Here is a 24,841-nt window from a genome sequence, read left to right on the forward strand (position 1 = left end):
CGCTAATGAAAGCCCTGATCCTGGCCGCAGGCTTTGGCGAAAGGCTTAGGCCTCTCACGGAAAAAACGCCCAAACCGTTGATTCCCATCGCCGGAACTCCCGCCCTGCTGCGTATGATCCGCAGCCTGGAAGCGGCGGGATGCACGGAGATCGCCGTCAACACCCATCATCTGGGGGGTCGGATCCGGGATTTCGTCGCGTCCAAAAATTTTTCCATCCCTGTAACCTGCTATCACGAACCGGAAATCCTGGGCACGGGCGGCGCCATCAAAAACCTGGAGCATATCTTCTGCGACGCGCCCTTTCTGGTGGTTAACGGGGATATTCTGACAGACCTGGACCTGGGGGAATTACGCCGGGTGCACGAACGGGCCGCCGTCAACGCCGCCACCCTGGTGGTTCACGATTATCCCAAGTTCAATAACGTCCTCATTGCCGGAGACAGAATAGTCAGTTTTCTAAGCGAAACCGGGCCGGATTATTGGGCCTTTACCGGAATTCAGGTCGTGGATCCGGCCATTTTCGACTTTCTCAAAAAAGGCGAATTCCAATCCTCCATAGCGGCCTACTCGGAAATGATGGCTGCAGGCCTGCGCATAGGCGTATGGATGCCCGAAAACCTCTGGTGGCACGACATGGGGTCCTTTGAAGGGCTTGCCCGCGCCGCCCTGGAGACGGGGGCGCTGCAGGTTTTCGCCAAATCCCAGGGCGTCGTCTACGCCAAAGACCTTGATGTGAAGGAATTGGCCGGCGGCGGCTCCGCCCGTCAATGGCGACGATTGACTCTGAATGACGAAAGCATCGTTTCCGTGGATCACGGTTTGGCGGAAGGCCCGGACTGGAACGAGGCCGACGCCTACAACGCCATCGGAAGGCATCTGCATGAGTCAGGCGCTCCGGTCCCGAAAATTTTAGCCTACGACCGATTCGCAGGGCTTGTCTTTGCCGAGGATCTGGGAGACATGAGCCTGGAAGAGGCTGTCGGATTGCAGGGAATCGAGAAGGCTCTACCCTTGTACGAGCAGGCCGTAAAGAATCTGGCCAGGATGAGCGTCCGGGCTTATGAAGGGTTCGACCCGGCCTGGACCTGTCAGACCGAGTATTATGACGAAAGCCTGATCCTGGAAAAGGAAAGCCGGTATTTCTTCGAAGCCTTTGTGAACGGGTACTTAAAGCGCCAGGCGAAATATAAGGATTATCTCCCTGAACTTCAGTTACTTGCAAAGGAAACGGTGGAAGGCGCCCACCCCGGATTCCTGCACCGGGACTTCCAGTCCAGAAACATCATGATCCGGGACGGACAGTGCTGTTTCATCGACTTCCAGGGAGGTAGAATCGGCCCGGCTCAATACGACCTGGCGTCTTTGCTCATCGATCCTTACGCCGCCCTGCCCCAATCCGTGCAGGACCGCCTGATCGACCTGTACCTGAAGGAATTGTCCCAATACAGAAACGCAGACCGGGAATCCTTTTTAAAGCGGTATCAATACTGCGCCCTGCACCGGAACATGCAAATGCTCGGCGCCTTCGCCCACCTTTCCCAAAACATGAACAAGCCGGGCTTCGAAGAATACATTCCTCTTGCGCTGCAAAACCTGAAAAAGCGCATTAACCTGTTTCCCCAAGCCCCAGCCCTGCAACAACTCATCAAAAGCCTCGAACTTCCAAAAACTAAAAAGGCGAACTGCTAAAATACGCGCCTCCGGCGGCAAACTCTTTTTCCATGCGCCGCAAAGCGGCAAAAAAGATTGATCAAAACTTCTTACATGGCGCTTCGCGCAAAAACTGAAAAAGAATTTAAAATCGCCGTTTCCGAGTGTAATTGTTGGGAACCCAGAAGAATTTTAAAAAGATTGAACAGACTGTCTCTCTGGTTGCTCGGACGGGCGGGTTTTGGTATGAATGGACAACCAGAAACCTTTGGAGTAAATATTATGAGTAAAATAAATGTCATGGTCAACGGCTTGCCTGGAAACATGGGCAAGATTATTTCCAGCAGCATCGCCCAGGACGACCGCTTTCAACTGGTGGACGCGTCCCTCACCGGCCCGGGCATCCCGGATAAATCCGTGGAAGTGGAAGGAATCTCCGTAAACCTGGCGTTGCCCGAGGATCATGAAAGCGCTTTAAAAGCCGCCCTGGATAAGTACGGCTCGTATATTATCGTGGATTACAGCCATCCTTCGGCCGTGAATCCCAACGCCGAGCTTTACTGCAAGGTGGGGATTCCTTTTGTCATGGGAACCACCGGAGGCGACCGGGCCGCTTTGATCCAAACCGTGAAAAACTCCGGCATCGCGGCTGTCATAGCCCCCAACATGGCCAAGCAGATTGTAGGATTTCAGGCCATGATGGAGTATGCGGCCAATACCTTCCCCGGCCTGTTTGAAGGCTACAGCCTGACTCTGGAGGAAAGCCATCAACAGGGCAAGGCGGACACCAGCGGCACGGCCAAGGCCATGGTGAGTTATTTCAATCAAATGGGCGTGCCCTTTGAGACGGACCAAATCGTCCAAATTCGCGATCCCGAGCAGCAGAAAAACGACCTGGGAGTGCCCGAGGAGTATCTGGGGGGCCACGGGTGGCATACCTACACGCTGGTTTCGCCGGACAAGACGGTGAAATTCTCCTTCACCCATAACGTGAACGGCCGGGACATCTATCGCGGAGGCACGGCCGACGCCGTGGTTTACCTCAACAACAAGGTGGGCGGCGGGGCCAAGGGCCGCGTTTTTTCCATGATCGAAGTCATGCAAGGAGTTTAATATTCAAAAATCAAAAAATATCGGAGGCTGCATGAAATCATGTTTCCGGGTGTTGCTGGTTCTGTTCTTTCTCGCCTCGGCGGCTTTTTGCGATCAAACCTTTCCCAAGCCGGATTGGAAGGAACTTCCCGATCCCGTAGCCAGCCCTTACGCAGAGCAGGGCGGCGAGGTGTGCGTTTACATCGGGCCTTCGCCCAAAAGCCTGAATTATTACCTGGAAAACAGCTCCATCGCCGCTCATGTTTTTTCCGGACTGTACGAAAGCCTGCTTTCCATGAGCAGCCGCAACCTGGAGTATGAGCCTCATTTGGCTTCAAAATGGTCCATTTCGGACGACAAAAAAACCTTTACCTTTTGGATCGACAAACGGGCCAAATGGAGCGACGGCAAGCCGGTCACGGCCCAGGATGTCAAATGGACCTTTGACGCCATCATGAATCCGGCCAATAAAACCGGAGTGCACAAGGTGTCCCTCTCCCGCTTTGAATCCCCGGAAGTGTTGGACGACCACACAATCCGCTTTACGGCCAAGGAAGTGCATTGGAAAAATCTGCTGTCCATCGGCACGTTCGACATCCTGCCAAAACACGCGTACGAAAACCTGGACTTCAACAAAATCAACTTTGAACTGCCCGTGGTTTCAGGCCCTTATGAAATCGGAGAGCTTACGGAAAATGTTTCGCTTACGCTCAAACGCCGCCGCGACTGGTGGAATAACGACGCGGTAAACGTGCAGGGCGTGAACAATTTTGATACGATCCGGCTGCGTTTTTACGGAGAAAGCGAAAACGCCTTTGAAGCCTTTAAAAAAGGGCTCATTGACATAATCGGCGTAAACACCGCCCGCACATGGGTAAAGGAAACCGAAGGCCAGCAATTCGCCGACAATTGGATTATAAAGCAAAAAATCCAAAATTACCGGCCTGTTGGATTTCAGGGGTTCGCCATGAACATGCGCCGGCCTCCGTTTGACGACGTTAACGTGCGCAAGGCCATGGCCCATCTGATCAACCGGGAAAAAATGAACGCCGCCATCATGTATAATCAATATTTTTTGCACAAGTCGTATTTCGAGGATCTGTACTCGCCGGAAAAACCCTGCCCCAACCAGCCTTACGACTTTAACAAAGACAAGGCCCGCAAGCTCCTGGCTGACTCCGGCTGGAAGGTGAACCCTAAAACCGGCTTTTTGGAGAAAAACGGCAAGCCTTTGACGGTAAAATTCCTGACCCGGGATTCCACCGCGGAAAGATTCCTGGCCATTTATGAGCAGGACCTGAAAGACGTGGGCATCCAGATGGTCATCGATAAAAAGGACTGGGCCGCCTGGATGAAGGACATGGACGATTTCAACTACGAAATCACCTGGGCGGCCTGGGGCGCCGCGCTGTTCAAAGACCCCGAGGGCATGTGGGCGTCCAGCGAGGCCGATCGCCCCAGCGGCAACAACATCACCGGGTTTAAGAACGCCAAGGTGGACGAATTGATCGAAATGCAAAAATCCATTTTCAGCGTGGAGGAGCGCCACGAAATCTGCCGGAAAATCGACCAACTTGTGTACGAACAATGCCCCTACGTTCTATTGTGGAACATCGACTACACCCGTTTGCTGTACTGGAACAAATTCGGAACTCCGGACACGGTCCTGACCAAGTATGGAGACGATTCCTCCGCCGAATCCTATTGGTGGCTGGATCCCTATTCCGTAGCTGACTTGAAGGACGCCATGGAGCAAAAGCTCCCGCTGCCGCCAAAGCCGTTGTCCGTGGTCTTTGACGAAGTTTTCGTCGATCCGGTCATGGATAAGCCCAAAAACTGACGCGTCTATAAATCATGGAACGTACCGATTATTTTATTCGCCGCCTTTTGCTGGTGATACCCACGTTCATCGCCATCACCATGCTGGTCTTTTTGCTGGTGCAATTTGTGCCCGGAGGACCGGTGGAGCAGGCCTTGATGGCCATGAAGGGCATGGGCTCGGGAGAAGTGGGCCAGGGCGGCGGGCTGGCCGGCAGCATATCGGCTGAACAGCGTCTGGCGCTGGAAAAGCATTACGGGTTCGACAAGCCCTTTTATGAACGCTACTGGACCTGGCTGGTGCACGACCGCATCGGCTTTACCATGGAGTCCTACGCCTTTCCCAACAAAACCGCCTGGCAGTTGATCAAGGAGCGCTTTCCCGTCTCCCTCATCTTCGGCATTGTCAGCTTTGTGCTTTCCTACGTGGTTTGCATTCCTTTGGGCATTATGAAGGCCCTGCGCCACGGCAGGCCGTTCGACCTGATTTCCAGCGTCATCGTGTTTATCGGGTACGCCATCCCGCCTCTGGCTCTGGGCATGGTGCTCAAAATGCTGTTTTGCGGCACAACCACGGGCATGTGGGACATCTTTCCCATCGCCGGGTTCCATTCCCTGGATTTCGCCCAAATGACCGGCCTGGAAAAAGCCAAGGACCTGTTCATGCACATGTTTTTACCCGTGCTTTGTTATGTGGTGGGCAATTTCGCGGTGTTGACCCTGCTCATGAAAAACTCCCTCATGGAACAGGTGGGCAGGGATTACGTGCGCACGGTCCTGGCCAAAGGCGGAAGCACGGGCCGGGCCATCTGGGGCCATGCGTTCAGGAACTCGCTCATTCCCATCGCAACCGGCTTTGGCGGCATCTTGACGGTTATGTTCGCCGGTTCGGTCATCATCGAGCAAATTTTCGAAATTCCCGGCATGGGCCGTTTGAGCCTGGAAGCCATTGTAGGCCGGGATTATCCGGTGTTCATGGGAATTCTTTCCATCACTTCCATATTGGGGCTGCTGGGCAACATTCTTTCCGATCTCTGTTACGTACTCATTGATCCCAGGATTAATTTCCAATCATGATAAAAGCCCGGACTTTCATATCCCCCATCACCCGCAAGAGGCTCGCCCGGTTTCGGAAAATGCGCCTTGCGTGGTGGTCGTTGTGGATTTTGATCGGGCTGTACGTCCTGAGCCTGGGCTCCGAATTATTGTGCAATGACAAGCCCTTGTACGTGCGTTACGAAGGCAAATCCCACTTTCCCGTATTTTTCTACTACCCGGAAAAAGCCTTCATTCCCGGGGGGCTTAAAACCAGGCCGGATTACAAAAAAATTGAGCAGACGCCTTCGTTCAAGGACGATTCCTCCAATTTCATGATATTCCCGCCTATCCCGTTCGGCCCGTATAAAAGCGCGGATCCCAAAAGCATCATGACCTCGGATCACGTCATGGTTTCCATTGCGCAAACGCCCAGAGTGGGCGCGGTGGACGTGAATCCCAAACTGGAGATCATCCGCAGCAATCAGGCCGGGAGCTTTTTGGGAAAAGAGGATCGAAATTTAAGGGGCGCCTCCTTGCCGGAATTGATCAGCCTGCCGAATGACGCCGCCCAGGCGGTTAAAAGCCGGTTTGAGGGCGAAGATTCGCCCCGGTTTCAGGCCAGGGTCAAGGACGCCAAGGGCAATGGGGTGGAAATCTCCATTCCCGCGTTTACGGCAAAAACCGCCCCGCCCCGGCTGGTAAGGCTGACTTTCCGGGACGATTTGGGAAGCGCCGCCTTGTCCAAAAACCTGTCGTTTTTAAAATCCCTGGAGATTGACGATGGAGACCGCCATTTTTGGGACTCCCTGCCCCAGGAATTGCAAAAACGCATTACCGATAAAGTGGAAGGCATGTTCACGGGATATGCCGAGCCGTTCTTTTTTAAGCACCAGGGCATGCGTTTGCGGGCCGGATTCGCCAAGGACGAAGTTCGGTTCCCCTACCCGCCGGTCAAAAGCCATCTTATGGGGATAGACGGAGCAGGCCGGGACGTGCTGGCGCGGATTTTATACGGGCTGCGCACCTCCCTCAGCTTCGGCCTAATCCTGGTTGTCGTCAGCATGGGCCTGGGAACGGCGGCCGGCGCTATCCAGGGATATTACGGCGGTCTGGTGGACATTACCGGTCAACGCATAACCGAAATCTGGAGCGCCATTCCGTTTTTGTACGTGATGATACTGTTGGGATCGGTGTACGGCAGGAGCTTTATGCTGCTTCTGGTCTGTTACGCCATATTCAACTGGATCGGCATTTCCTATTATATGCGGGCCGAATTTTTACGGCTGAGGCGGCAGGCCTTTGTGGAGTCCGCCAGTTGTATGGGCGTCCCGGATTACAAAATCATGATCCGCCACATTTTGCCCAACGGCCTAGTGCCCATCATCACCTTTTTTCCCTTTTTCCTGGTGGGCGCCATCGGCTCCCTGGCCGCCCTGGACTACCTGGGCTTCGGCCTGCCTCCCCCGACGCCAAGTTGGGGCGAACTGCTGGCTCAGGCTCAGACCTACCGATGGGCCTGGTGGCTGATTTTGTATCCGTCGGCGGCGCTTTTTGTGGTTATGTTGTTGGGCGTATTTATTGGAGAAGGCGTGAGAAACGCGTTTGATCCCAAACAATTCAGCAGGTTGCGATGACGGAAGCCTTGTTGGACATAAACGGCCTTTGCGTGGAATTTGTCACGGACGAAGGGACGCTTCGGGCCGTGGACCACGTGTCCTTTTCGGTCAGGCCGAACGAGGTGTTGGGAGTGGTCGGCGAGTCGGGCTGCGGCAAGTCGGTCACGGCCATGAGCCTTTTATCCCTGATCCCCTCCCCTCCCGGACGAATCAGTGCGGGCAGGGCCATGTTCCAGGGCCAGGACCTGATCGGCATGCCCCATGAATCCTTGCGCAGGATTCGCGGCAAGGAAATCAGCATGATCTTTCAGGAGCCGGGCGCCTGCTTATCGCCGCTGCATCGAATCGGAGACCAACTGGCCGAAGCCGTGATGCTGCATTATCCCATGCCCAAACAGGAGGCATTGGATAAAGGCCGGGACTGGCTGTCCAAGGTGGGAATTCCCGAGCCGGACAGAATGCTGAAAGCCTACCCTTTTCAGCTTTCCGGGGGCATGCAGCAACGGGTGATGATCGCCATGGCCATGATCAACGGCCCTTCCCTGATTATTGCGGACGAGCCCACCACAGCCCTGGACGTGACCATCGCGGCGCAAATTTTCGACCTCATGCGCCAGATGCGGGACGAAAAAACCTCGGTGCTGATGATTTCTCACGATCTTGGCGTGATTTGGGAAATGTGCGACCGGGTATTGGTCATGTACGCAGGGAAAATTGTGGAAGAGGCGGAAATCCGGGATTTATTCGAAAATCCCCTGCATCCGTACACCCGGGCTCTCATGCGGTCCGTGCCGGTTTTGGACGAGGACCAGGAGGAGTTGGCCACCATTAAAGGGCAAGTGCCTTCGCCGTTGAATTATCCGCCCGGGTGCCGTTTTCACGACCGGTGCCCTCATGCGGAAGAACAATGTAAAAAGGAATCGCCGGAGCTGCGCACCCTGGCGCCGAACAAAAAGGCCGCGTGCTTTTTTGCGGAACAATGGATGAAATAATGCCTGAAGCAAGCCCTCATACTCCCCTTTTAAAGGTGGAGGAGCTTAAAACCTGGTTCCCTATCCATAAGGGGATACTCAACCGCACGGCCGGATACGTAAAGGCCGTGGACGGGGTGTCCTTTCATGTGGATAAAGGTGAAACCCTGGGCCTTGTGGGGGAATCCGGGTGCGGCAAAACCACTTTGGGCAGAACGCTCATCGGCTTGGAAAAATACAAGGAAGGCGCCATTCATTTTAACGGAGAGCCCCTGCAGATCTCCAAAGGGGACAAATCCTGGCGCAAACGCATGCAAATGATCTTCCAGGACCCTTTCGCCTCCTTGAATCCGCGCATGACGGTCATGGACATCCTCACCGAAGGGCTTGTGGAGCACAAACTCCTTAACGGCTCATCCCGGGAGGAAGCCGCCCGCGCCCTCATGCAGGAGGTGCGCATGGACCCTGACGCCATTTACCGGTATCCTCACGAGTTCTCGGGCGGACAACGCCAGCGCATCAGCGTGGCCCGGGCCATCTCCATGAAGCCTGAGTTCATTGTATGCGACGAGGCGGTGAGCGCCCTGGACGTTTCGGTGCAGGCCCAGGTCATCCATTTGCTTATGGACCTGCGGGAAAAATTCGGCCTGTCATACTTATTTATATCGCACGATCTTGCAGTGGTCAGGCATATTTCCCACAGAACGGCCGTGATGTACCTTGGCATGATCGTGGAGATCGGACCCACCAAGGACGTTGTATCCAACCCCCTCCATCCGTACACCCAGGCCCTGGTTTCCGCAGCGCCCAGGCCGGGTAAAAAAAAGAAACAACGCATTGTTTTACAAGGAGATCCCCCCTCCCCCGCCAATCCTCCCAAAGGCTGCCGCTTTCACACCCGCTGCCCCCATGTCATGGATATTTGCAGGACGGAAGAGCCGCCCGTGGTCGTCCAGGGGCCGAATACCATAAAATGCCACTTGTACTAAGGTCCGGCGTGACAACAAGAGTACTTCATGGTATAGAAACTTCGCGCATTGATTTGTGCGGCAATCCACCCCCCACTTATAAATTGATTTCAGGAGAAAACATGGACTGGTACTACTATCAGGATAAAACGCAGACCGGCCCCATTGGCGACGAAGAGTTTCGTGAGTTGGTGAATACCGGCGTCATTCGTTCGGATACTTTAGTCTGGCGTGCAGGCATGGAAAACTGGCAGGAGTACGGCGTCCTCACCGCCCCGCAAACCGAGGCGTTCAGGGAAGAGGACGAGATCCTGCCCGAGGGGCAGGTCCGGTGCACGGAATGCCGGCGCGTGTTTTCCGAGGACGAGGTGATCAGGCACGGCGATTCCCACATTTGCGAGGATTGCAAGCCGGTGTTTTTGCAAAAGCTCAAAGACGGCGCCTGGCAAAGCTCTACCTTTCAATACGGCGGGTTTTGGATTCGGTTTGTGGCCAAATTCATTGACGGCATTATTCTCAATGTGGTCAATCTTCTTATGTACATCCCGGCCGGCGTTTTTTCCGCGTCCAGAGAGCCGGACACGGAATTCTTGCTTATGGCGCTTGTCAACTTGTTTGCAATCGTCATCAGAGTGACGTACTCGACCTATTTTGTGGGTAAGTTCGGGGCTACCCCCGGCAAAATGGCGTGCGGCCTAAAAGTGATCGTGGAGGATGGCAGCAAGGTTTCGTACCTGCGGGCCTTTGGGCGAACCTTTGCGGATATGCTCAGCCAAATAATTCTTTATATCGGTTACATCATGGCTGGCTTTGACTCGGAAAAAAGAGCCCTTCACGACCGCATTTGCAGCACCCGCGTTATCAAAAGCAGGTAGGGAGATATTGAATGGTCAACTGCCCTTTATGCCAGGCCGGGCTGAAGCCCGCCGTGTTTAACACCGGCGGGCCCGAGCCTTGCCCCTTATGCGATGCAAAAATTCAGGTGGAGGTGTTTCCGGCGCTGACCAGGCCAGAAGAGGAGGTTCTGCGCTCCGAAGCCCTGGTGGACGATCAAGCGGGGTGCTTTTTCCATCCGGGCAAAAAGGCCGTCAGGGTTTGCGATGTCTGCGGGCGTTTTATTTGCGCCCTTTGCGACCTGGATATAAACGGAGACCACTTGTGCCCGCAGTGCCTTGAAACCGGCAAAAAAAAGGGAAGCATCGAGTCCCTGGATCTTAATCGCATGCGATGGGACAAGCTGGCGCTGTTGATTGCCGTGGTTTCCTACATAACCAGTGTTTTTTCCGGCTTTTTCGCTTTGCTGACCATGTTTATCATCTTTAAATACTGGAACGCGCCGCGCTCCATTACCGGAAATACCAGAGTCAGGTTTATTATCGCCTTTCTCATAGCTATTAGCCAATTTGCTCTAACCCTTTTTTTCTTTTACTCCATATTCAACGGCCTTGATTGAAGCCGGCGCTATACCTGGATTGATAGCCAATGAAAAAAGACAAGCCGTTTAAAAAAGTGCCCGGGGGCGGAAAAAACATTCTCGCCCCTTCCTATTTATGGATGGCTAAAGACCATCTGCTGTGCGTCAACACCACCTTATTCTATGATGAATCTTACAGGCGTTTCTTTTTTAAAGACATCCAGGCGATTTTTTTCCAAAAGACGGCGGCGGGTTTTGTCTGGATGGCGTTTTATGCGGCCCTGACTCTATTTTTTATTGCATTGGCGGTGTTTTCCGGAGAAGACGCGGCGAATTTTGGAGTAATGGTCCCATTGCTCCTGATTGCGTTTTTATTAGCCCGCAGCATCTTTTCAACCGGGTCCTGCAGACTCTGGATTCAGACCGATTCCGGGGTGGAATTAATCAAAAGCGTTACTTCCAGACGGCGCGCCAAACAGCTTTTAGCCCAGTTGCGGCCCCTGATCGAGCAGGCTCAGGGCGGAAAATTCGATCCGGAAACCCTCAATGAGGCGCAGAACGGCCCGACGATCGATCAAGGAGGCCTGTTCGAAGCCGCTCGCAGAAAGCGGCTTGAGGCGTCCGGCCAAAATTATCAGGCCCGCCAACAAACCGCTCCCATGCGCCGACAATTTCACAAACCTCTTTATGTACTTACGTTGATTTCTGGCTGCTTTTCTCTTTCGGAATTCGCGTTTCACAGCCTGTTTGTGGATTTTATCGGCATGTTCGTTTCCCTGTTCTGCAAACTTCTGGTCGTCGTGGCCCTGGTTCGTCAAACGAAAACCGATCTGCCTGCAAGCCTCAAAAACACCACCTGGGTTACGGGAGGACTGCATCTTGTCCTAACGGTTTTAAGTTATGTGGTATTGATGATGGTGTTTGTTGAGAGCCCCGATATTGCCGGCAATCATTGGCTGTTGTTCAAGGCCTTGTCTGAAATGCCTCCTGACGAAAACACATTTCTTTTGGTTTATAGCATAACTCATATTGCAGGAAGTTTTGTCCTGGGAGCCTTGGGTTTGACCCTGGCGCTCAAGTATGAGTCCCCTAAAAAGATTATTGAATCATCGTCATCAATTTCTTCGGCGTCGACATCCGCCCCCGTGAGCGAGGATTCCTGATGCAGTCTATTTCCCAGGAAAGATGCCTGTTGCACGAAGACCGGGAAGCGGCGGCCCGGTGCCCGGAGTGCCAGAGGTATTTCTGCAGAGAATGCATTACCGAGCACGAAGGGCGAGTTATATGCTCCCGGTGCCTGGAGATTATTCTTAATCAAAGCCGGTCCGAAAAAGAAGGCGGCGGGTTAATCAAGCGCGTTTATCAACGGACGAAATCCGGCGCCCTGACGGCCTTGCAGGTTTTGATCGCCTTGTTGATTATTTGGGGGAGCTTCCATTATTTTGGAAAGGTCATGGCGGAAATACCTTCGGATTTTCATGACGGAACCATTTGGAAGGATCTAAAGGAAGACCTGGAATGATACGCGGACGCAAAAAAACGGCGGATGAAAAGCCGGCCTTGGATCTGGTGGAAGAGTCCGTGCAACTGCTTCGCCAAGGGGGATTAAGCCTCGCCCTTCCCTATCTGATCGGGACCGTTCCGTTTATCATAGCCCTGCTGTTTTTCATCAGTGACATGGGGGCGAGTCCTTTTGCAAAGCAGCATTTGGTACCTTATTCCTTTGTCCTGACCGCGCTCTTCCTCTGGATGAAAACCTGCCACCTGATTTTTGTGCAATCCATGCTTGCCGGGCTCTACGATCAGGAGCCGCCCGGATTCAAGAAGATTTTAAAGGCGCTGCCCAGCCAGGCCTTCATACACGCCACGGGTTTCATCGTCCTGCCCATAGCCGCAATAATAGCCCTCCCCATAGGCTGGACCATCGCGTTTTTCCAAAACGCCTTGTGCATTGATTTTAACCAGCCAATCGGGCTGAAAAGCGCCTGGCGGCAAGCCTGGACCCAGGCCATGCTCTGGCCGGGGCAAAACCATGCGGCGCTATTCGTCTTAAGCGCCTTTTCCTTCACCATCTGGCTGAACCTTTTCTTTTTTTTGATCTTTCTGCCTTCCATGGCCAAGATTCTAATAGGAGTTGAATCTCAATACATTCTAAGCGCTTACTCCACCATCTTTAACGCAACCTATATGTCGGCCGTCCTGGGGCTGACCTACATTTGCTTCGACCCTTTTCTCAAAGCCATGTACGCGTTGCGGTGCTATTACGGCGCTTCTCTTTCCACGGGCGACGATATCAAAGCCAGGCTGCGCAGGCTTAAACACGCCAAAACCGCCCTGGCGGCGACAGCGCTTTGCGCCCTATGCCTGTTCAGCGGCGGCCGGGCTCTGGCGGAAGAGGCCGAAGCCCCCCGGCAGACTTTTGACCGGCCCCAGTTGGAAGAATCCATCCACGACGTCATGGAGCAGCCTGTTTTTTCATGGCGGCTTCCCAAAGAGATGGCGCCGGAGTCTGAAGAAGAGCAGGGCTTTTTAGCCAAAGCCGCAAAATGGATCATGGAAAAGCTGGAAATCGCCATTGAAGGCATTGCGGACGGCGTCAGGGCGGTATGGAGATGGATAGAAGACCTGCTGCCGAAAATGGAGTTGGAGCCCAGAGAGAGAAAAAAAACCGACTCGAACATTGACTGGCTGAACGCATTAAAAATAGTTCTCTGGGTCTTGTTGATTATAGGCGCGGTCGCCCTGGTCCTGTGGTTTGTCAAAACATTGAAACAAAAAAACAGAGCCCTGGAAAGCCATGCCGAAGAGGCGGAGCCTTTGCCCGAACTGGACATCATGGACGAGGAGATAACGGCGGACCGCCTTTCCACCAATGCGTGGCTGGACATGGCCAGAGACCTGATGGCTCAGGGAGCGCACCTGGAAGCGCTGCGGGCTTATTATCTGGCTGCCCTGGCCCAACTGGCCCAGGCGGACATGATTTCCATCGCCAAGTATAAATCCAACCGGGAATATAATACCGAACTTCATCGCAAAGCCAGGGACAAAAAGGAGTTGCTGGACTTGTTCGGCAAAGCCATCAAGGTGTTTGAAAAGCACTGGTACGGCCTATACCCCGTGGACCGGGACATTGTGGGAAATTTTGCAAGCTCCCAGGAAAGGATCATGACCATTGCCAAGAATTTCTAAAGCGGCGATCATCATTGTTCCTGCCCTGCTTCTGCTGGCCGCGGCGGCCGTCATGCATATTTTCGCCCTGAATTTCGAAAAGGGAAACCTGTATCCTCCCTATTCCTCCCTGCGCAGCGATCCCCTTGGAACGCGGGGTCTGCACGACAGCCTCGTGAATCTGAAAAGCGTGGACGTGGAGCGGAACTACTATTCCTTTGACCGAATGCAGGAAGACCCGCCCTCGGTGTTTTTGGTCTCCGGCGCTCCTTCCAAGGGGATGTTGATGGGCCGCAAACGCATCGCCGAAAAACTGGGCGCCCTGGCCATGAAGGGGGATCGCGTGGTCGTTACTTTTTCCATTATCGGCAAGTGGGAGCCCATTGAGGACGAGGAGGATTTGGAAGACTCCAAGGAGAGCAAGGAGCAGGGCGAGAAGGAAGCTGAGACTGAAAACGCGCCTTCCGAGTCCGTTCTGCAAAAGCCGCAACAGGACGACAAGGCATTGTCCGGCAGCAAAGATCTTGAACTTGAGCCTTTGGAGCCTGAGTTCACTGATGAGGAGCACGTCCCCCCTGCAAATGAAGAAAAGGCGGTTATAAAAAGCTCCGAAGAAGACGAGCCATCCAAGTTGGAACAAGCCGTCGGCGATGAAGATTCCGGGGAAGAGGCTGCGGTGAAAGAAACCTCGGAAGAAGAGGACTCCAAGGATGACGGCGAGGAAAAGGAAATCAGCCCTCGGGTGGAGAAAATCCGGGATTATTTGAATTTGCATGACATTGCCTCAGGCAAGGAAAACTGGGGCCTGTCCATGAATCAAAACCCGGATTTCGTTTTTGGAGATAGCCAGGCGATCCTCAGCCTGGAATACGCCGATTCCGGCCTCGCCCCGAATGTCAGTTGGTACAGCTCGTGGTTTTTCGAGGATATCTCTCCTAAATGGAGGGTGATTTACACCTACCAGGACAAGCCGGTTATGGTGGAGCGCGATTTCGGCCGGGGTTCTTTGGTTTTTTGCACCGATTCCTATTTTTTAAGCAACGAATCCCTGGCCGAAAAGCCATCCACAGAGCTTTTGGTGTGGCTGTTCAAACCCTATGACCGGGTGGTGTTTGACGAATGGCACCTGGGAATCGCCAAGCAGGAGGGAATCTCCACCCTGGCCAGAAAATACGGATTGGCCGGAGCCGGGCTGGCGCTGCTGATCTGGGCGCTTTTATATGTGTGGCACAACGCGGCGCCGCTTGTTCCCCGTAAAAGCGAGGAGCCTTCCAAGGGCGCCAACGGAGAGCATATCAGCTCCCGGGGCTACGCCGAGGCCATGGCCAGCCTGTTAAGGCGCAACATAACCAACGAAGAGGTTTTAAGGCATTGCTTTTTGCTTTGGGAGAACTCGGCGAAAAACGACAAGGACCTTCCCAAGGAGCTTCAGGAAAAGGTCCAGCTTGCCGTGCTGAGCCCCGGCAAAGCCAGTGTAAAGGAAGTTGTGGAAGCATATAACCGGGCTGTGGATATTCTCGCCCGGGAACGATAACAAATAATTGAGGAGCCCATGAACGCAGACACTCACGCATTACAGGAGACGCTGGCCAAGGCCCGGGAGGAAGTCGCCAAGGTGATTATCGGCCAGGAGCACGTGGTTAAAATGTGCCTGATCGCCATTTTCACCCGCCAGCATGCGCTTATCGAAGGAGTCCCAGGCCTGGGAAAAACCCTGCTGGTAAGAACCCTGGCAAAAGTCCTGGGATGCGATTTTTCCCGAATCCAGTTCACCCCGGACCTCATGCCCGCGGACATCACAGGCACCCATATGTTCAACATGAGCAAGAACGTCTTCTCATTGGTGAGAGGCCCTGTGTTCACCACCTTTTGTCTGGCCGACGAAATCAACCGGGCGCCGGCCAAAACCCAGTCCGCCCTGCTTCAGGCCATGCAGGAGCGGGAAGTAAGCATCGACAGAAAGACCTATCCCCTGGACAAGAATTTCACGGTGTTCGCCACCCAGAACCCCATTGAATTCGAGGGCACCTACCCTCTTCCCGAGGCTCAAAAGGACCGGTTCATGCTCAAGATCATCATGGAGCCGCCCTTGAAGGAAGAGGAGTTGATGCTGGCCAAAAGAATGGTGGAAGACCACGCGCCGGAAAAAACCCTGTCCGAAGACTCGGTGAACATGGTCGCTTCTCCGGAAAACCTTACGGAACTGGCCAAATGCCTGAACGACATTGTGATCAAGGAGGAATTGATCAACTACGCCGTGGATATTGTCAGAAAAACCCGATCCCATAAGGCCGTGCTGGTGGGCTCCAGCCCCCGGGGGACCCAGGGGCTTCTGCTGGCTTCCAGGGCCAACGCCGCCATGGAGGATCGGGACTTTGTAACGCCCGACGACATCAAGGCCACCGCGGTTCCGGTCCTGGCCCATCGCCTGGTGCTGAGGCCGGAATTTGAACTGGAAGGCCTGACCGTGGACGAGGTGATAGAGCGCATTCTCCAGGATGTAACAGTGCCCAGGTAGGCGAAAACAACAGATTATGCAGGACAATGGATGATTGCTCCTTCTAAAAAACTGATCATTTGGTTCGGCCTGACCATCGTACCCTGTGCGATCCTCGCCGGGCTGCTGCCCCATGCCTCCCTGCCGGCGTTTGGGATCATGGGCCTGTTCGCCGCCGTCATCTGCGTGGACGCCCTATCCGCCCGCAAGGTGCTGTCTGACGTGGACGTCAGCCTGCCTGAACTGGTGCGGGCTTCCGCCGGGAGGGAAATCAAGGTTCCCTTGACCATCTCCGACGAAAGGGAGCGGGGGCTGCACTTGCGTTTGGGCATCGACTTTCCCCAGCATGTGACTCCCAAGCATCCGTTATTGGATGTGGACCTTCACAAAGGCGTTAAGTCCTCGCTGGTTAACTGGGCGGCGTCGTCCAACCGGACCGGCAGGCACAAACTGGACGCTGTGTATCTGGAGACGCTTTCTCCCATGGGGTTTTGGATGACCAGGGCGAAACGCTCCGCCTCGTCCCTGGTTTGCGTGTTTCCCAACCTTTTAAAGGAAAAAGACGGGCTGGCCAGCCTGTTTTTGCGCACCAGCCTGGGCCAGCACACCCAAAGGCAGATAGGCAAAGGCCGCGATTTTGACCAGTTGCGGGATTACGTCCCAGGCGATCCTTACGGGGACATCCATTGGAAGGCGACCGCCAAAAGAGGCCGCCCCATCACCAAGGTCTTCCAGATCGAACGCACCCAGGAGGTGTACGTGGTGGTGGATACTTCGCGGCTGTCGGCCCGGGCTTTAAGCCACTTTTTGCCCCCCGATCGCATCGAAGCTGCAAAACTTGACGAAAACGAGCCTGATCCGTCCGAATCGACCATCATGGAGCGATTTGTGGCCGCCTCCCTGGTCATGGGGCTGGCCACCCAGCGTATGGGCGATATGTTCGGCCTGATCACCTATTCGGACAAGGTGGACTCCTTTGTAAGAGCCAGAAGCGGCAAGGTCCAGTTCGACGCCTGCCGGGACGCCCTGTACACCCTGGAGCCCCGGATCGTCACCCCGGATTTCGCGGAGTTATTCACCTTTATCGGCTCCAATTTGCGGCGACGGGCTTTGCTTTTATTCCTGACCAACCTGGACGACTCGATTTTGTCCGACGATTTTGTAAAGCAGATGAACGTGGTGAGCCAGCGCCACCTGATGGTGGTGAACACCCCAAAAATGCCGGGCGTCCACCCTTTGTTTTCGTCCTCCAAAGCTGAAACCGTGGACGACGTGTTCAAAGGCATGGCCGGGCACATGCTTTGGGAGCGCACCCGGCAGTTGCAAAAGGAGCTGAGCGCCAAAGGGGTGAGCTATTACGAACTGGATAACGAAAAAATGTGCGCCCAACTGGTTACCCAATATCTTAAAATCAAACAGCGCCAGTTAATATGAAAGGCCTGGATTGTGATTATTGACCTGCAAAAATTCATCAAGGAGCAACGGCCGGCATGGACCCGTCTTGAGCATTTCCTGGACATGCTGGAAAGAAATCCGGAGCGGCGCTTTTCCATGGATGAAGTGCGGGATTTCCATACCTTGTATCAAAGGGCCTCGGCGGACCTGGCCCGCATCGCCACCTTTTCGTCCGAACGAAGCGTCAGAACCTATCTGGAAGCCCTGGTGGCCCGCGCATACGCCGAGATTTACGAAACCCGGCAAAAAGGCCGCAGGTTCAACCCCATTAAATGGTTTTTCCAAACCTTTCCCAGAACGTTCAGAAAGCACGTCGCCGCGTTTTGGGTGGCGTTGATCGTCACGGCGGTGGGGTCTGCATTCGGAGGGTTTGCCTTATTATTGGATCCGGCCGCCAAAGAGGTCATCATGCCGTTTTCCCATTTGGCAGGCAGCCCCAACGAACGGGTGGCAAAGGAGGAGGCGGCCGAAGAAGACCATATGCAGGGCTTTAAGGCCATGTTTTCCAGCCAGTTGATGGTGAACAATATATCCGTCTCATTCCGGGTGCTGGCCCTGGGCCTGACCTGGGGCATTGGCACCATCATTCTGCTGTTTTACAACGGCATCATCCTGGGAGCCGTGGCAGCGGACTATGTTGCGGCGGGAGAGACCCAGTTTTTATTGGGTTGGCTTCTGCCCCACGGATCCGTGGAAATTCCGTCCATCCTCCTGGCCGGGCAAGCCGGACTGGTGATCGCCCAGGCCTTGATAGGCCGGAACGATCCCCATGGGTTAAAACAGCGGCTGAAGAACATCGGTCCGGACATCATCCATCTTGCCGGCGGGCTGGCCATCATCCTGGTTTGGGCGGGAATCATCGAGTCCTATATGTCCCAATATCACGAGCCGGTGCTGCCCTATTGGCTGAAAATCTCCTTTGGAAGCGTGCAACTGGTTTTGCTTTTCTTCTTTTTGTTCAAGTCGGGCAAAAGCGCCAAAAAGACCAATAAAGAATCCCGGCCCTCCCTGGCAAGGGTGCAATCCACATGAGCGACCTGCAAACCCAATCCCTGACCATCAGAACGCCCGAAGGCATTGTCTTTCCTTTGCTGCTGGCCTCGCCCATCACGCGATTTCTGGCGCTTTTTATAGACACCGCGGCCGTCCAGGTAGTCGTATCCACCCTGGGCCTGCTTACGCCCCTGCTGCTGCCCTTAGGGGTGGACTTCACCTTCGCCATGTTCACCATCGCGTCTTTTGTGATTAACATTGCCTACGCCATGGTCCTGGAATGGGCCTGGAGAGGACAGACCATCGGCAAACGCGTTCTGGGAATGCGGGTCATGGACGAAAACGGCTTCCACCTTACGCCCTACCAGATAATCATCCGAAACCTTTTGCGCTTTGCGGACATGTTGCCCCTGTATTACATGCTGGGCGGCATTTTTTGCCTGGTTTCCCCCAAGTCCCAGCGTTTGGGGGATATCGCCGCCAACACCGTGGTCATACGCATGCCCAAGTTCAAGGAGCCGGACCTGGATCAAATTATGGAGGACAAGTTCAACTCCCTGGCGGAATACCCTCATATCGCGGCCCGGCTCAGGCAACGCGCCTCCCAGGAAACCGCCGGCGTCGCCCTAACCGCCCTCATGCGCCGGGACGAACTGAATCCCCAGGCCCGGCTGGAGCTTTTTCACGCTATCGCGGAGCATCTTAAGGAAATCGTCTCCTTTCCCCAAGAGGCCGTGGAAGGCCTCTCCGACGAACAATATGTAAGGAACTCCGTGGATATATTGTATCGGTCGTAAGCGAATTAACGGACTGCGGCGGCGGGATTTCAGGGACATGAACTGATTTCTGCAATGCCTTGCAAGCCACCTCAAAACCACGGCTTCGACAGAAACCGTTCGGCCGCCGGATGTTATGCGTTTCGACAAGCATTTCGGGCCGCCCCTTTTGTTGCTGGCGCAACCCCGGCACGGTACTGCTGTGCCGGGGCCACCCAAAAATCGGACAGGCGCCGGGGGGCTTACTGCAGGATAAAATATGCCCCTGAAACCATGCAAAAAACAGGCTTCAGGGGCATTATATTTTTACTTGGGATTAATGCTGTCTATTTGGCGATGAGGCCGTCCTTTTTCAAGGCGGCGATGATCTTCTCGCTGAGCTCCTCCACCAGGCCATAAGTGGATTTGGGATTGATCGTGTTGGTTTTGGCGGACCAGATCTGCTTTTCCGTGGCCACGTCGAACACCCTGGTTTGCAGCCGGATCAGCATTTGCCGTTTATAAGACCCGGTCTGAATTCCCATGGCGGAGGACTTGGTCAGGTAACCGTCAAAAGGCATGGGCTCGAACGCTGTTTCAAAGGTGGGAGGCGGCTGGTACACGGGCGCCTCTTCCTGGGAAATGGCCCGAACAAGGAGAACGCTGTCCACATTCAAACTTTTGCATTTTTCCTTGATGGCCTCGGGCGTGGGGCAGGTATTTGAGGGGAAAGTCTCATATCCGGTTATGGCCCCTACCTTGTGCTTGAGCACCTCCAGAGCGAACACGCTTTCAAAGAGCTCCCGTGTGTCCGGGTCTGTGCACATGCCGACGACCAGGACCCTTTCTATGGGGCCTCTTTGCAGATTTTCTTTTTTCCAGGTGGATGCTACTTTGGTCTTCGTGCAGGCGGGAAGGAATAAAAGGGAAACTGCAATAATGCTGCACAGGAACCTTGCTGGAACATTCATTCAAACTACTCCTGATTTATGGGTGTAAAATACGGCTATGGGCCAGGCCTGTTTATGATTCGGACCCGCCCGCCTAATAATCCTTTTCGGTTAAAGGCCGAAGCTGCTTAAGCCTCGGCTAATCCTCTTGTCCAAGGACGCGTTTTTGCATGGAATCCAAATAATCGTCCAGTTCGGCGATGCTGGAGAAAATGCTCATGTCCGGCATGGCGCGAATGATTTCAAACACCTTTTTGATTTGAGGCTGGAGATTGACGAAGGTGGTCTTGCCCTTGTTTTTTTCCAGCCCTTTGGACGCTTTTAATATAACCCTCACGCCGGCGCTGCTCATGTACTCCAGGTTTTCCATGTCAAAGGTGAGGTGGGCGGGAGATCCGGTCAGGACCTCATCCACTTTTTTGTCCAGTTGGGAAGCGGTGACCGTGTCCAAAGAGCCGCCGAGGTGAATGATCATATGCTTGGTGGATTTTTGGGTCAGTTTGATAGTGAGGGCCATGCGTCCTCCTTGTGAGTTATTAGCCCGTCCATAGGCTGGAAAGAGAATACTGGGGGCTGCGTCTGATCATATTGCCGTTGTCTTTCATTCCCGGTCAGGAAAACTATGTACACAAAGAGCCCGGCAATGTCCATAATCAAATTGCCGCATTTCTTTCAAATCACGCGAAATTCTGCAACAGGCTGCTATTGCCAGCCCACCGGTTCGTACCCTTTTTCCCGCAAGCAGCGATCCACAAAGTTTTTAAAGGCCGGATCGGGATTGTTGGACTTCAAAACGCTTCTTGTCATGCTTCCCGCTCCGCCTCCCAAAGCGCCAATGGCGGCGCCCCGGCCGAATTCTCCGCTCATGGAGCCCACGGCGCCGCCTACAGCCGCGCCTACGGCGGTTCCGGTGGCGGTTTCCCGAGCCACCTCTTTGCTTTTGGACGTGCTGGACACGCCGTGCTCCCTGGCCAGACGCATGCATTCGTTAATGTCCGCCCGCGCCTGAGCCTTTCCCACCTGGTTGTAGTGGGCGTTGGGATATAACACAGGTTTGGCGGAGCTGCAACCTTGGGCAAGCCAAGCGGCGGCGCACAGGATTACAAATGCTTTCAACCTGAAACTCATCTTATCCTCCTGCCTATTCCCTTTCGGCGGTTACGCAGCGGATGCCTTCTCCGGCGCGGCCGGGTTTGAAGCATAAATTATCCGAAATGCACTTGGCGGGCGATCTGTCTCCCGACTTCCAGCGATTTACAAGATCCGGCTCCCGGATAAAAGGCCGGGACATGGAAACATAGTCGGCGCATCCCTGGCTGACCAGTTGCTCGGCCAGGTCAAAAGAGCGCATGCCGCCCACCAGAATCAGAGGGATGCCCAGATCTTCCTTGAACATCCGGGCCTCTTCCCTGAAATAGGCTTCCTTGTCCTGGGAGTTGATGTTGGCCCGGGAGGGCGACAACTTGCGGCTGGAAAGGATGCCGCCGGTCAGCTCCAGGGCGTCCAGGCCTTCCCTTTCCAGGGCCTGGGCAGCGACCAGGGAATCCTTGGATTCCAGCCCGTCTTCAATAAAATCGGCGCAGTTCAATTTGATCAGCACAGGATAGTCGGATCCTACAGCCTGACGTATGGCCCTGTAAACCTCCAGGTGGATGCGGCATCGATTTTCAATGGGGCCTCCGTATTCGTCCGTGCGCCGGTTCATGGCCGGAGAAAGAAACTGGCTGAGCAAATAGCCGTGCCCGGAGTGAATCTGCACGCCGTCAAATCCCGCCTTTTTAGCCCTGGCCGCCGCCTGGCCGAATTTTTCCGCCAAGCCGGCAATATCCTCTTTTGTCATGACCTTGCCGGGCATCTTGTCCATGCCGTCCCATTCCGAAACCATAAACGCGGGACGGCCGGTGATGGACTCCTGGGCGTAACGTCCGCCATGGGCCAGTTGCTGCACGATAATCCCGCCGTGACTATGCACCCGGTCAACCATTTCACTAAGGCCGGGAATCAGCGCATCCTTGTATATGCCTGTTTGCAGCGGCGTGGCTTGGCCTTCGGGGCTGACATAAGCGTGGCTGGCGATGATGAGCCCTACGCCTCCCTTTGCCAGATCCTCGTTCCATTGGCTGAGCCTGGGCGTCATGGCGCCGTCCTTTTCCGCCATGCCCTCCCAGGTGGCCGACCGCACAAACCGGTTTTTAAGCTCCAGACTTCCAATACGCGTGGCTTCAAACATTATACTCATGACAACCGCTCCTGATGACAACACTCGAGAATAGGAAGGAATAACGGCCCAATAAAGAATTTCGGCCGAACGACGGGAAAATCAGGCTATGTAATTAACGTCCAGGGATTGAATGATGCTCTCCACATGATCCAGGGAGGTCAGGAAGTACGACCGGTCTCCCGCTGCTTTGGAAAGAATGCCGCCCCCTTCAAACAGGGTGATCATAAGCTCGGCGATGCGCTCGGGATTTACGCCGCGGCGAATTTCCCCCCGCACAATGCCCTTCTCCACAATGCCGGCAATGGTTTCTTTCCAGTGCGCGATGATGTCCAGGGCCTTTTTCAAGAGCTTTTCGTGGGTGTCGTCCGCTTCCACCAGGGTATTGATCAAGGGGCAGCCGCCGTTACCCACGAGAGTATTGAACAACTTGCGATAGGCCAGGGGATAGCCCATGAGCTTTTCAATGCTGGTTCTGGCCCCCGCCATTTGATCGGTGAAAGCCTGTTCCACCAGGTTGACGTTGTAATCGAAAACCTGCATGGCCAGTTCATCTTTGTTCTTGAAATTCCCGTAGATGCTGCCCTTGGTGAGCCCGGCGGCCTCGGTGACGTCCGAGAGGGACGTGCCGGCGAAGCCCTTTTTATTGAAGATGGGCGCAGCGGTTTCTATGATGAATCTGCGGGTTCTTTCTGCTTTGGTAAGTTCCTGGGTTGCCATGAGAATCAATTCTCATCCTGTTTGGTTATTTGCAAAGCCTTATTGGTTCCGTCCGAGAATATACTGTTTGGTATTTAAATGTCAAGAAAGAGGCGGCGGCCGGAAATAGCAGATATTGTGCATACAAACTAGCAATACTAGCTATTTTTCAATAAGTATTCACAAAAATTTAAGCATATTAAGCTAAAAACTTCCGTGATTTAACGAAAACTGAACATGCCATTGACTAGCATGTTTGTCAAGGAGAAGAAAAAAAGGGGGGATTGGATTGGGGCGAAGGGCTTTATATTATTGGATAAACTTGCGTTCGCTTTGCTATTTGGCATCCTGAGCGCTTTCATGTCGGGTTTGAAGTCCAACAACCTTTTCGCCGGCATGAATCGCAATAGCCGGACTTCGTAACCCCACCTACGGCTGGCTTCACGGGAATGACGGAGGGGAGAGGCCTTGGCGATAATCCTTGGCCATTCCGTTGGGTCTTGCAAGGACGATTTGAATTCCTCAGGACCCGCCGCTGGGGAAAGCGTCCGAAACGGGCTTGGCGGGCTGCAGGTCCGACAGTTTGTTCTGCGCCTTGTTCACCAGATCGGAAAAAGGATAGTCGGTGACCACCTGGCGCAGGAATTTGGAAGCCTGCTCCGGGTTGTCCACGGCGAGATAGGAGTAGCCGATTTTCAGCAAGGCGGCCGGCGCTTTGTTTTGATCGGGATATTTTTTAACGACCTGTTTAAAGGCCTCAATGGCCTCGGGATACATTTTCTGGTCATAATAGGCCTCGCCGATCCAGTACTGGGCGTTGTCGGCCAGATCATGGTCCGGGTTGTCGGCTAAAAAGGCCTTGAAGGCCCGGATCGCCTTATCCTGTTCGCGGTTTTGGTAATGCAGGTACGCGCCTGCATATTGTTCCTCGGGAGATATCAACGAGGAGGACGCGGTTTTAGGCGGCTCAGGAGCCGGGGCCGGAGGCTTTTGCACTTCGGGGGCGGTCAAGTAATCGTCTTCAACATCCTGGGAGTAGCCCGCCTGCTGCTGGATTTCAGAGGGCGCCAGGGAGATGGATTCCATCATGATGGACATGTTGCCCATCTGGCCTTCCATGTTGAGCAGGCGCTGCTCAATGGCGGACAGGCGCTTGTTCACGGAATGGAGTTGCTGCTCCGCGATATCCGTGTTGGTGGATATGGCGTCCAGCTTTCTGTGGGCGTCTTCCAACCTGGGATCTGTGTTATCTTGTTTCAACCAGTCAAACCAACTGCAGCCCGCCAGAGTGAATGCGAGCGCAACGACGAAGCAGGTTTTCGTCATGATTTTGACCACTGTTGACATATGCATTGGTTTCTCCCAAAGAAAGAATGAACTTTTATTTGAGTCATATTAAGCCTATAGATCATTTTCGCGCTGGTCAAGAATCTTTTCGCATGTTTACACCTTTTGGAACAACTCGTGCAATTTTAGGTTGCCGATGCGAGTTCCTCTAATGTATTTAGTTATAAAAAAGATATTTTGTCTTCAAGGA

23 protein-coding genes are annotated in these 24,841 nt (G+C 54.1%); 17 read left to right on the top strand and 6 right to left on the bottom strand.

The window, feature by feature from the left end; genetic code table 11:
* Window positions 1-5: 5 nt before the first annotated feature.
* The 17 genes from G491_RS0112975 to G491_RS0113055 all read left to right on the top strand — a co-directional run bounded on the left by G491_RS0112975 (window position 6) and on the right by G491_RS0113055 (window position 19,479).
* Window positions 6-1,691, top strand: coding sequence for a sugar phosphate nucleotidyltransferase (locus G491_RS0112975; protein ID WP_028314906.1), 1,686 nt, complete (start codon window positions 6-8; stop codon window positions 1,689-1,691).
* Window positions 1,692-1,934: 243 nt separating this feature from the next.
* Window positions 1,935-2,765, top strand: coding sequence for a dihydrodipicolinate reductase (gene dapB / locus G491_RS0112980; RefSeq protein WP_028314907.1), 831 nt, complete (start codon window positions 1,935-1,937; stop codon window positions 2,763-2,765).
* A 31-nt stretch (window positions 2,766-2,796) separates the two neighbouring features.
* Complete coding sequence (locus tag G491_RS30700; RefSeq protein ID WP_051327235.1) at window positions 2,797-4,584, top strand: extracellular solute-binding protein; 1,788 nt, start codon at window positions 2,797-2,799, stop codon at window positions 4,582-4,584.
* A gap of 14 nt (window positions 4,585-4,598) precedes the next feature.
* Window positions 4,599-5,639 carry an ABC transporter permease subunit gene (locus tag G491_RS0112990; RefSeq protein WP_035218809.1) on the top strand — a complete coding sequence of 347 codons (1,041 nt, stop codon included), beginning with the start codon at window positions 4,599-4,601 and terminating at the stop codon, window positions 5,637-5,639.
* On the top strand, window positions 5,636-7,234 hold the full coding sequence (locus G491_RS36100; RefSeq protein ID WP_051327236.1) for an ABC transporter permease subunit: 1,599 nt from the start codon (window positions 5,636-5,638) through the stop codon (window positions 7,232-7,234). Before G491_RS0112990 ends, G491_RS36100 begins: the two co-directional genes overlap by 4 nt.
* Window positions 7,231-8,208: an ABC transporter ATP-binding protein gene (locus G491_RS0113000; protein WP_028314909.1), complete on the top strand. Its 978-nt coding sequence runs from the start codon at window positions 7,231-7,233 to the stop codon at window positions 8,206-8,208. The genes G491_RS36100 and G491_RS0113000 overlap by 4 nt, the downstream gene beginning before the upstream one ends.
* A complete protein-coding gene (locus tag G491_RS0113005) occupies window positions 8,208-9,176 on the top strand; it encodes an ABC transporter ATP-binding protein (protein ID WP_028314910.1) in 969 nt (322 codons plus the stop codon). Before G491_RS0113000 ends, G491_RS0113005 begins: the two co-directional genes overlap by 1 nt.
* Window positions 9,177-9,277: 101 nt before the next feature.
* On the top strand, window positions 9,278-10,030 hold the full coding sequence (locus G491_RS33890; protein ID WP_051327237.1) for an RDD family protein: 753 nt from the start codon (window positions 9,278-9,280) through the stop codon (window positions 10,028-10,030).
* An 11-nt stretch (window positions 10,031-10,041) separates the two neighbouring features.
* Window positions 10,042-10,608: a hypothetical protein gene (locus G491_RS0113015; protein WP_028314912.1), complete on the top strand. Its 567-nt coding sequence runs from the start codon at window positions 10,042-10,044 to the stop codon at window positions 10,606-10,608.
* A 29-nt stretch (window positions 10,609-10,637) separates the two neighbouring features.
* Entirely contained in the window at window positions 10,638-11,732 is a 1,095-nt protein-coding gene (locus G491_RS0113020; protein WP_028314913.1) for a hypothetical protein, read from the top strand.
* Window positions 11,732-12,091 carry a rhomboid family protein gene (locus tag G491_RS0113025; protein WP_012610111.1) on the top strand — a complete coding sequence of 120 codons (360 nt, stop codon included), beginning with the start codon at window positions 11,732-11,734 and terminating at the stop codon, window positions 12,089-12,091. Before G491_RS0113020 ends, G491_RS0113025 begins: the two co-directional genes overlap by 1 nt.
* A complete protein-coding gene (locus G491_RS0113030) occupies window positions 12,088-13,758 on the top strand; it encodes a hypothetical protein (RefSeq protein WP_028314914.1) in 1,671 nt (556 codons plus the stop codon). Before G491_RS0113025 ends, G491_RS0113030 begins: the two co-directional genes overlap by 4 nt.
* Window positions 13,742-15,271 carry a DUF4350 domain-containing protein gene (locus tag G491_RS0113035; protein WP_028314915.1) on the top strand — a complete coding sequence of 510 codons (1,530 nt, stop codon included), beginning with the start codon at window positions 13,742-13,744 and terminating at the stop codon, window positions 15,269-15,271. The genes G491_RS0113030 and G491_RS0113035 overlap by 17 nt, the downstream gene beginning before the upstream one ends.
* Before the next feature lie 18 nt (window positions 15,272-15,289).
* Entirely contained in the window at window positions 15,290-16,255 is a 966-nt protein-coding gene (locus G491_RS0113040; RefSeq protein WP_028314916.1) for an AAA family ATPase, read from the top strand.
* A 30-nt stretch (window positions 16,256-16,285) separates the two neighbouring features.
* On the top strand, window positions 16,286-17,668 hold the full coding sequence (locus tag G491_RS0113045) for a DUF58 domain-containing protein (RefSeq protein ID WP_028314917.1): 1,383 nt from the start codon (window positions 16,286-16,288) through the stop codon (window positions 17,666-17,668).
* A 12-nt stretch (window positions 17,669-17,680) separates the two neighbouring features.
* Complete coding sequence (locus G491_RS0113050) at window positions 17,681-18,721, top strand: stage II sporulation protein M (protein WP_028314918.1); 1,041 nt, start codon at window positions 17,681-17,683, stop codon at window positions 18,719-18,721.
* Window positions 18,718-19,479, top strand: coding sequence for an RDD family protein (locus tag G491_RS0113055; RefSeq protein WP_028314919.1), 762 nt, complete (start codon window positions 18,718-18,720; stop codon window positions 19,477-19,479). Before G491_RS0113050 ends, G491_RS0113055 begins: the two co-directional genes overlap by 4 nt.
* A 305-nt stretch (window positions 19,480-19,784) precedes the next feature.
* On the opposite strand, the gene G491_RS0113060 is transcribed toward G491_RS0113055, so the two are convergent.
* The 6 genes from G491_RS0113060 to ybgF form a co-directional block, all read right to left on the bottom strand.
* Window positions 19,785-20,408 carry a hypothetical protein gene (locus tag G491_RS0113060; protein ID WP_012610118.1) on the bottom strand — a complete coding sequence of 208 codons (624 nt, stop codon included), beginning with the start codon at window positions 20,406-20,408 and terminating at the stop codon, window positions 19,785-19,787.
* 118 nt (window positions 20,409-20,526) lie between these two features.
* The gene (locus tag G491_RS0113065) at window positions 20,527-20,904 is read right to left on the bottom strand and encodes an STAS domain-containing protein (RefSeq protein WP_012610119.1); all 378 of its coding nucleotides are present in this window, start codon (window positions 20,902-20,904) and stop codon (window positions 20,527-20,529) included.
* Window positions 20,905-21,089: 185 nt separating this feature from the next.
* Window positions 21,090-21,515, bottom strand: coding sequence for a glycine zipper family protein (locus G491_RS0113070; RefSeq protein WP_035218812.1), 426 nt, complete (start codon window positions 21,513-21,515; stop codon window positions 21,090-21,092).
* Window positions 21,516-21,528: 13 nt separating this feature from the next.
* Entirely contained in the window at window positions 21,529-22,626 is a 1,098-nt protein-coding gene (locus tag G491_RS0113075; RefSeq protein WP_028314921.1) for an NADH:flavin oxidoreductase, read from the bottom strand.
* A gap of 81 nt (window positions 22,627-22,707) precedes the next feature.
* Entirely contained in the window at window positions 22,708-23,325 is a 618-nt protein-coding gene (locus G491_RS0113080; protein ID WP_012610122.1) for a TetR/AcrR family transcriptional regulator, read from the bottom strand.
* Between the two features lie 501 nt (window positions 23,326-23,826).
* Window positions 23,827-24,657, bottom strand: a complete 831-nt coding sequence (ybgF, locus tag G491_RS33895; protein ID WP_051327238.1) for a tol-pal system protein YbgF — start codon at window positions 24,655-24,657, stop codon at window positions 23,827-23,829.
* Between the last annotated feature and the right edge of the window lie 184 nt (window positions 24,658-24,841).

The organism is Desulfatibacillum aliphaticivorans DSM 15576, from assembly GCF_000429905.1.
In the GTDB taxonomy this organism is placed as follows: Bacteria; Desulfobacterota; Desulfobacteria; order Desulfobacterales; family Desulfatibacillaceae; genus Desulfatibacillum; species Desulfatibacillum aliphaticivorans.

Bases quoted from the DNA above. Each gene is read 5' to 3' on its own strand.
- G491_RS0112975 (WP_028314906.1), top strand. From the start codon at position 6: ATGAAAGCCCTGATCCTGGCCGCAGGCTTTGGCGAAAGGCTTAGGCCT.
- dapB (WP_028314907.1), top strand. From the start codon at position 1,935: ATGAGTAAAATAAATGTCATGGTCAACGGCTTGCCTGGAAACATGGGC.
- G491_RS30700 (WP_051327235.1), top strand. From the start codon at position 2,797: ATGAAATCATGTTTCCGGGTGTTGCTGGTTCTGTTCTTTCTCGCCTCG.
- G491_RS0112990 (WP_035218809.1), top strand. From the start codon at position 4,599: ATGGAACGTACCGATTATTTTATTCGCCGCCTTTTGCTGGTGATACCC.
- G491_RS36100 (WP_051327236.1), top strand. From the start codon at position 5,636: ATGATAAAAGCCCGGACTTTCATATCCCCCATCACCCGCAAGAGGCTC.
- G491_RS0113000 (WP_028314909.1), top strand. From the start codon at position 7,231: ATGACGGAAGCCTTGTTGGACATAAACGGCCTTTGCGTGGAATTTGTC.
- G491_RS0113005 (WP_028314910.1), top strand. From the start codon at position 8,208: ATGCCTGAAGCAAGCCCTCATACTCCCCTTTTAAAGGTGGAGGAGCTT.
- G491_RS33890 (WP_051327237.1), top strand. From the start codon at position 9,278: ATGGACTGGTACTACTATCAGGATAAAACGCAGACCGGCCCCATTGGC.
- G491_RS0113015 (WP_028314912.1), top strand. From the start codon at position 10,042: ATGGTCAACTGCCCTTTATGCCAGGCCGGGCTGAAGCCCGCCGTGTTT.
- G491_RS0113020 (WP_028314913.1), top strand. From the start codon at position 10,638: ATGAAAAAAGACAAGCCGTTTAAAAAAGTGCCCGGGGGCGGAAAAAAC.
- G491_RS0113025 (WP_012610111.1), top strand. From the start codon at position 11,732: ATGCAGTCTATTTCCCAGGAAAGATGCCTGTTGCACGAAGACCGGGAA.
- G491_RS0113030 (WP_028314914.1), top strand. From the start codon at position 12,088: ATGATACGCGGACGCAAAAAAACGGCGGATGAAAAGCCGGCCTTGGAT.
- G491_RS0113040 (WP_028314916.1), top strand. From the start codon at position 15,290: ATGAACGCAGACACTCACGCATTACAGGAGACGCTGGCCAAGGCCCGG.
- G491_RS0113045 (WP_028314917.1), top strand. From the start codon at position 16,286: ATGATTGCTCCTTCTAAAAAACTGATCATTTGGTTCGGCCTGACCATC.
- G491_RS0113055 (WP_028314919.1), top strand. From the start codon at position 18,718: ATGAGCGACCTGCAAACCCAATCCCTGACCATCAGAACGCCCGAAGGC.
- G491_RS0113060 (WP_012610118.1), bottom strand. From the start codon at position 20,408: ATGAATGTTCCAGCAAGGTTCCTGTGCAGCATTATTGCAGTTTCCCTT.
- G491_RS0113065 (WP_012610119.1), bottom strand. From the start codon at position 20,904: ATGGCCCTCACTATCAAACTGACCCAAAAATCCACCAAGCATATGATC.
- G491_RS0113070 (WP_035218812.1), bottom strand. From the start codon at position 21,515: ATGAGTTTCAGGTTGAAAGCATTTGTAATCCTGTGCGCCGCCGCTTGG.
- G491_RS0113075 (WP_028314921.1), bottom strand. From the start codon at position 22,626: ATGAGTATAATGTTTGAAGCCACGCGTATTGGAAGTCTGGAGCTTAAA.
- G491_RS0113080 (WP_012610122.1), bottom strand. From the start codon at position 23,325: ATGGCAACCCAGGAACTTACCAAAGCAGAAAGAACCCGCAGATTCATC.
- ybgF (WP_051327238.1), bottom strand. From the start codon at position 24,657: ATGCATATGTCAACAGTGGTCAAAATCATGACGAAAACCTGCTTCGTC.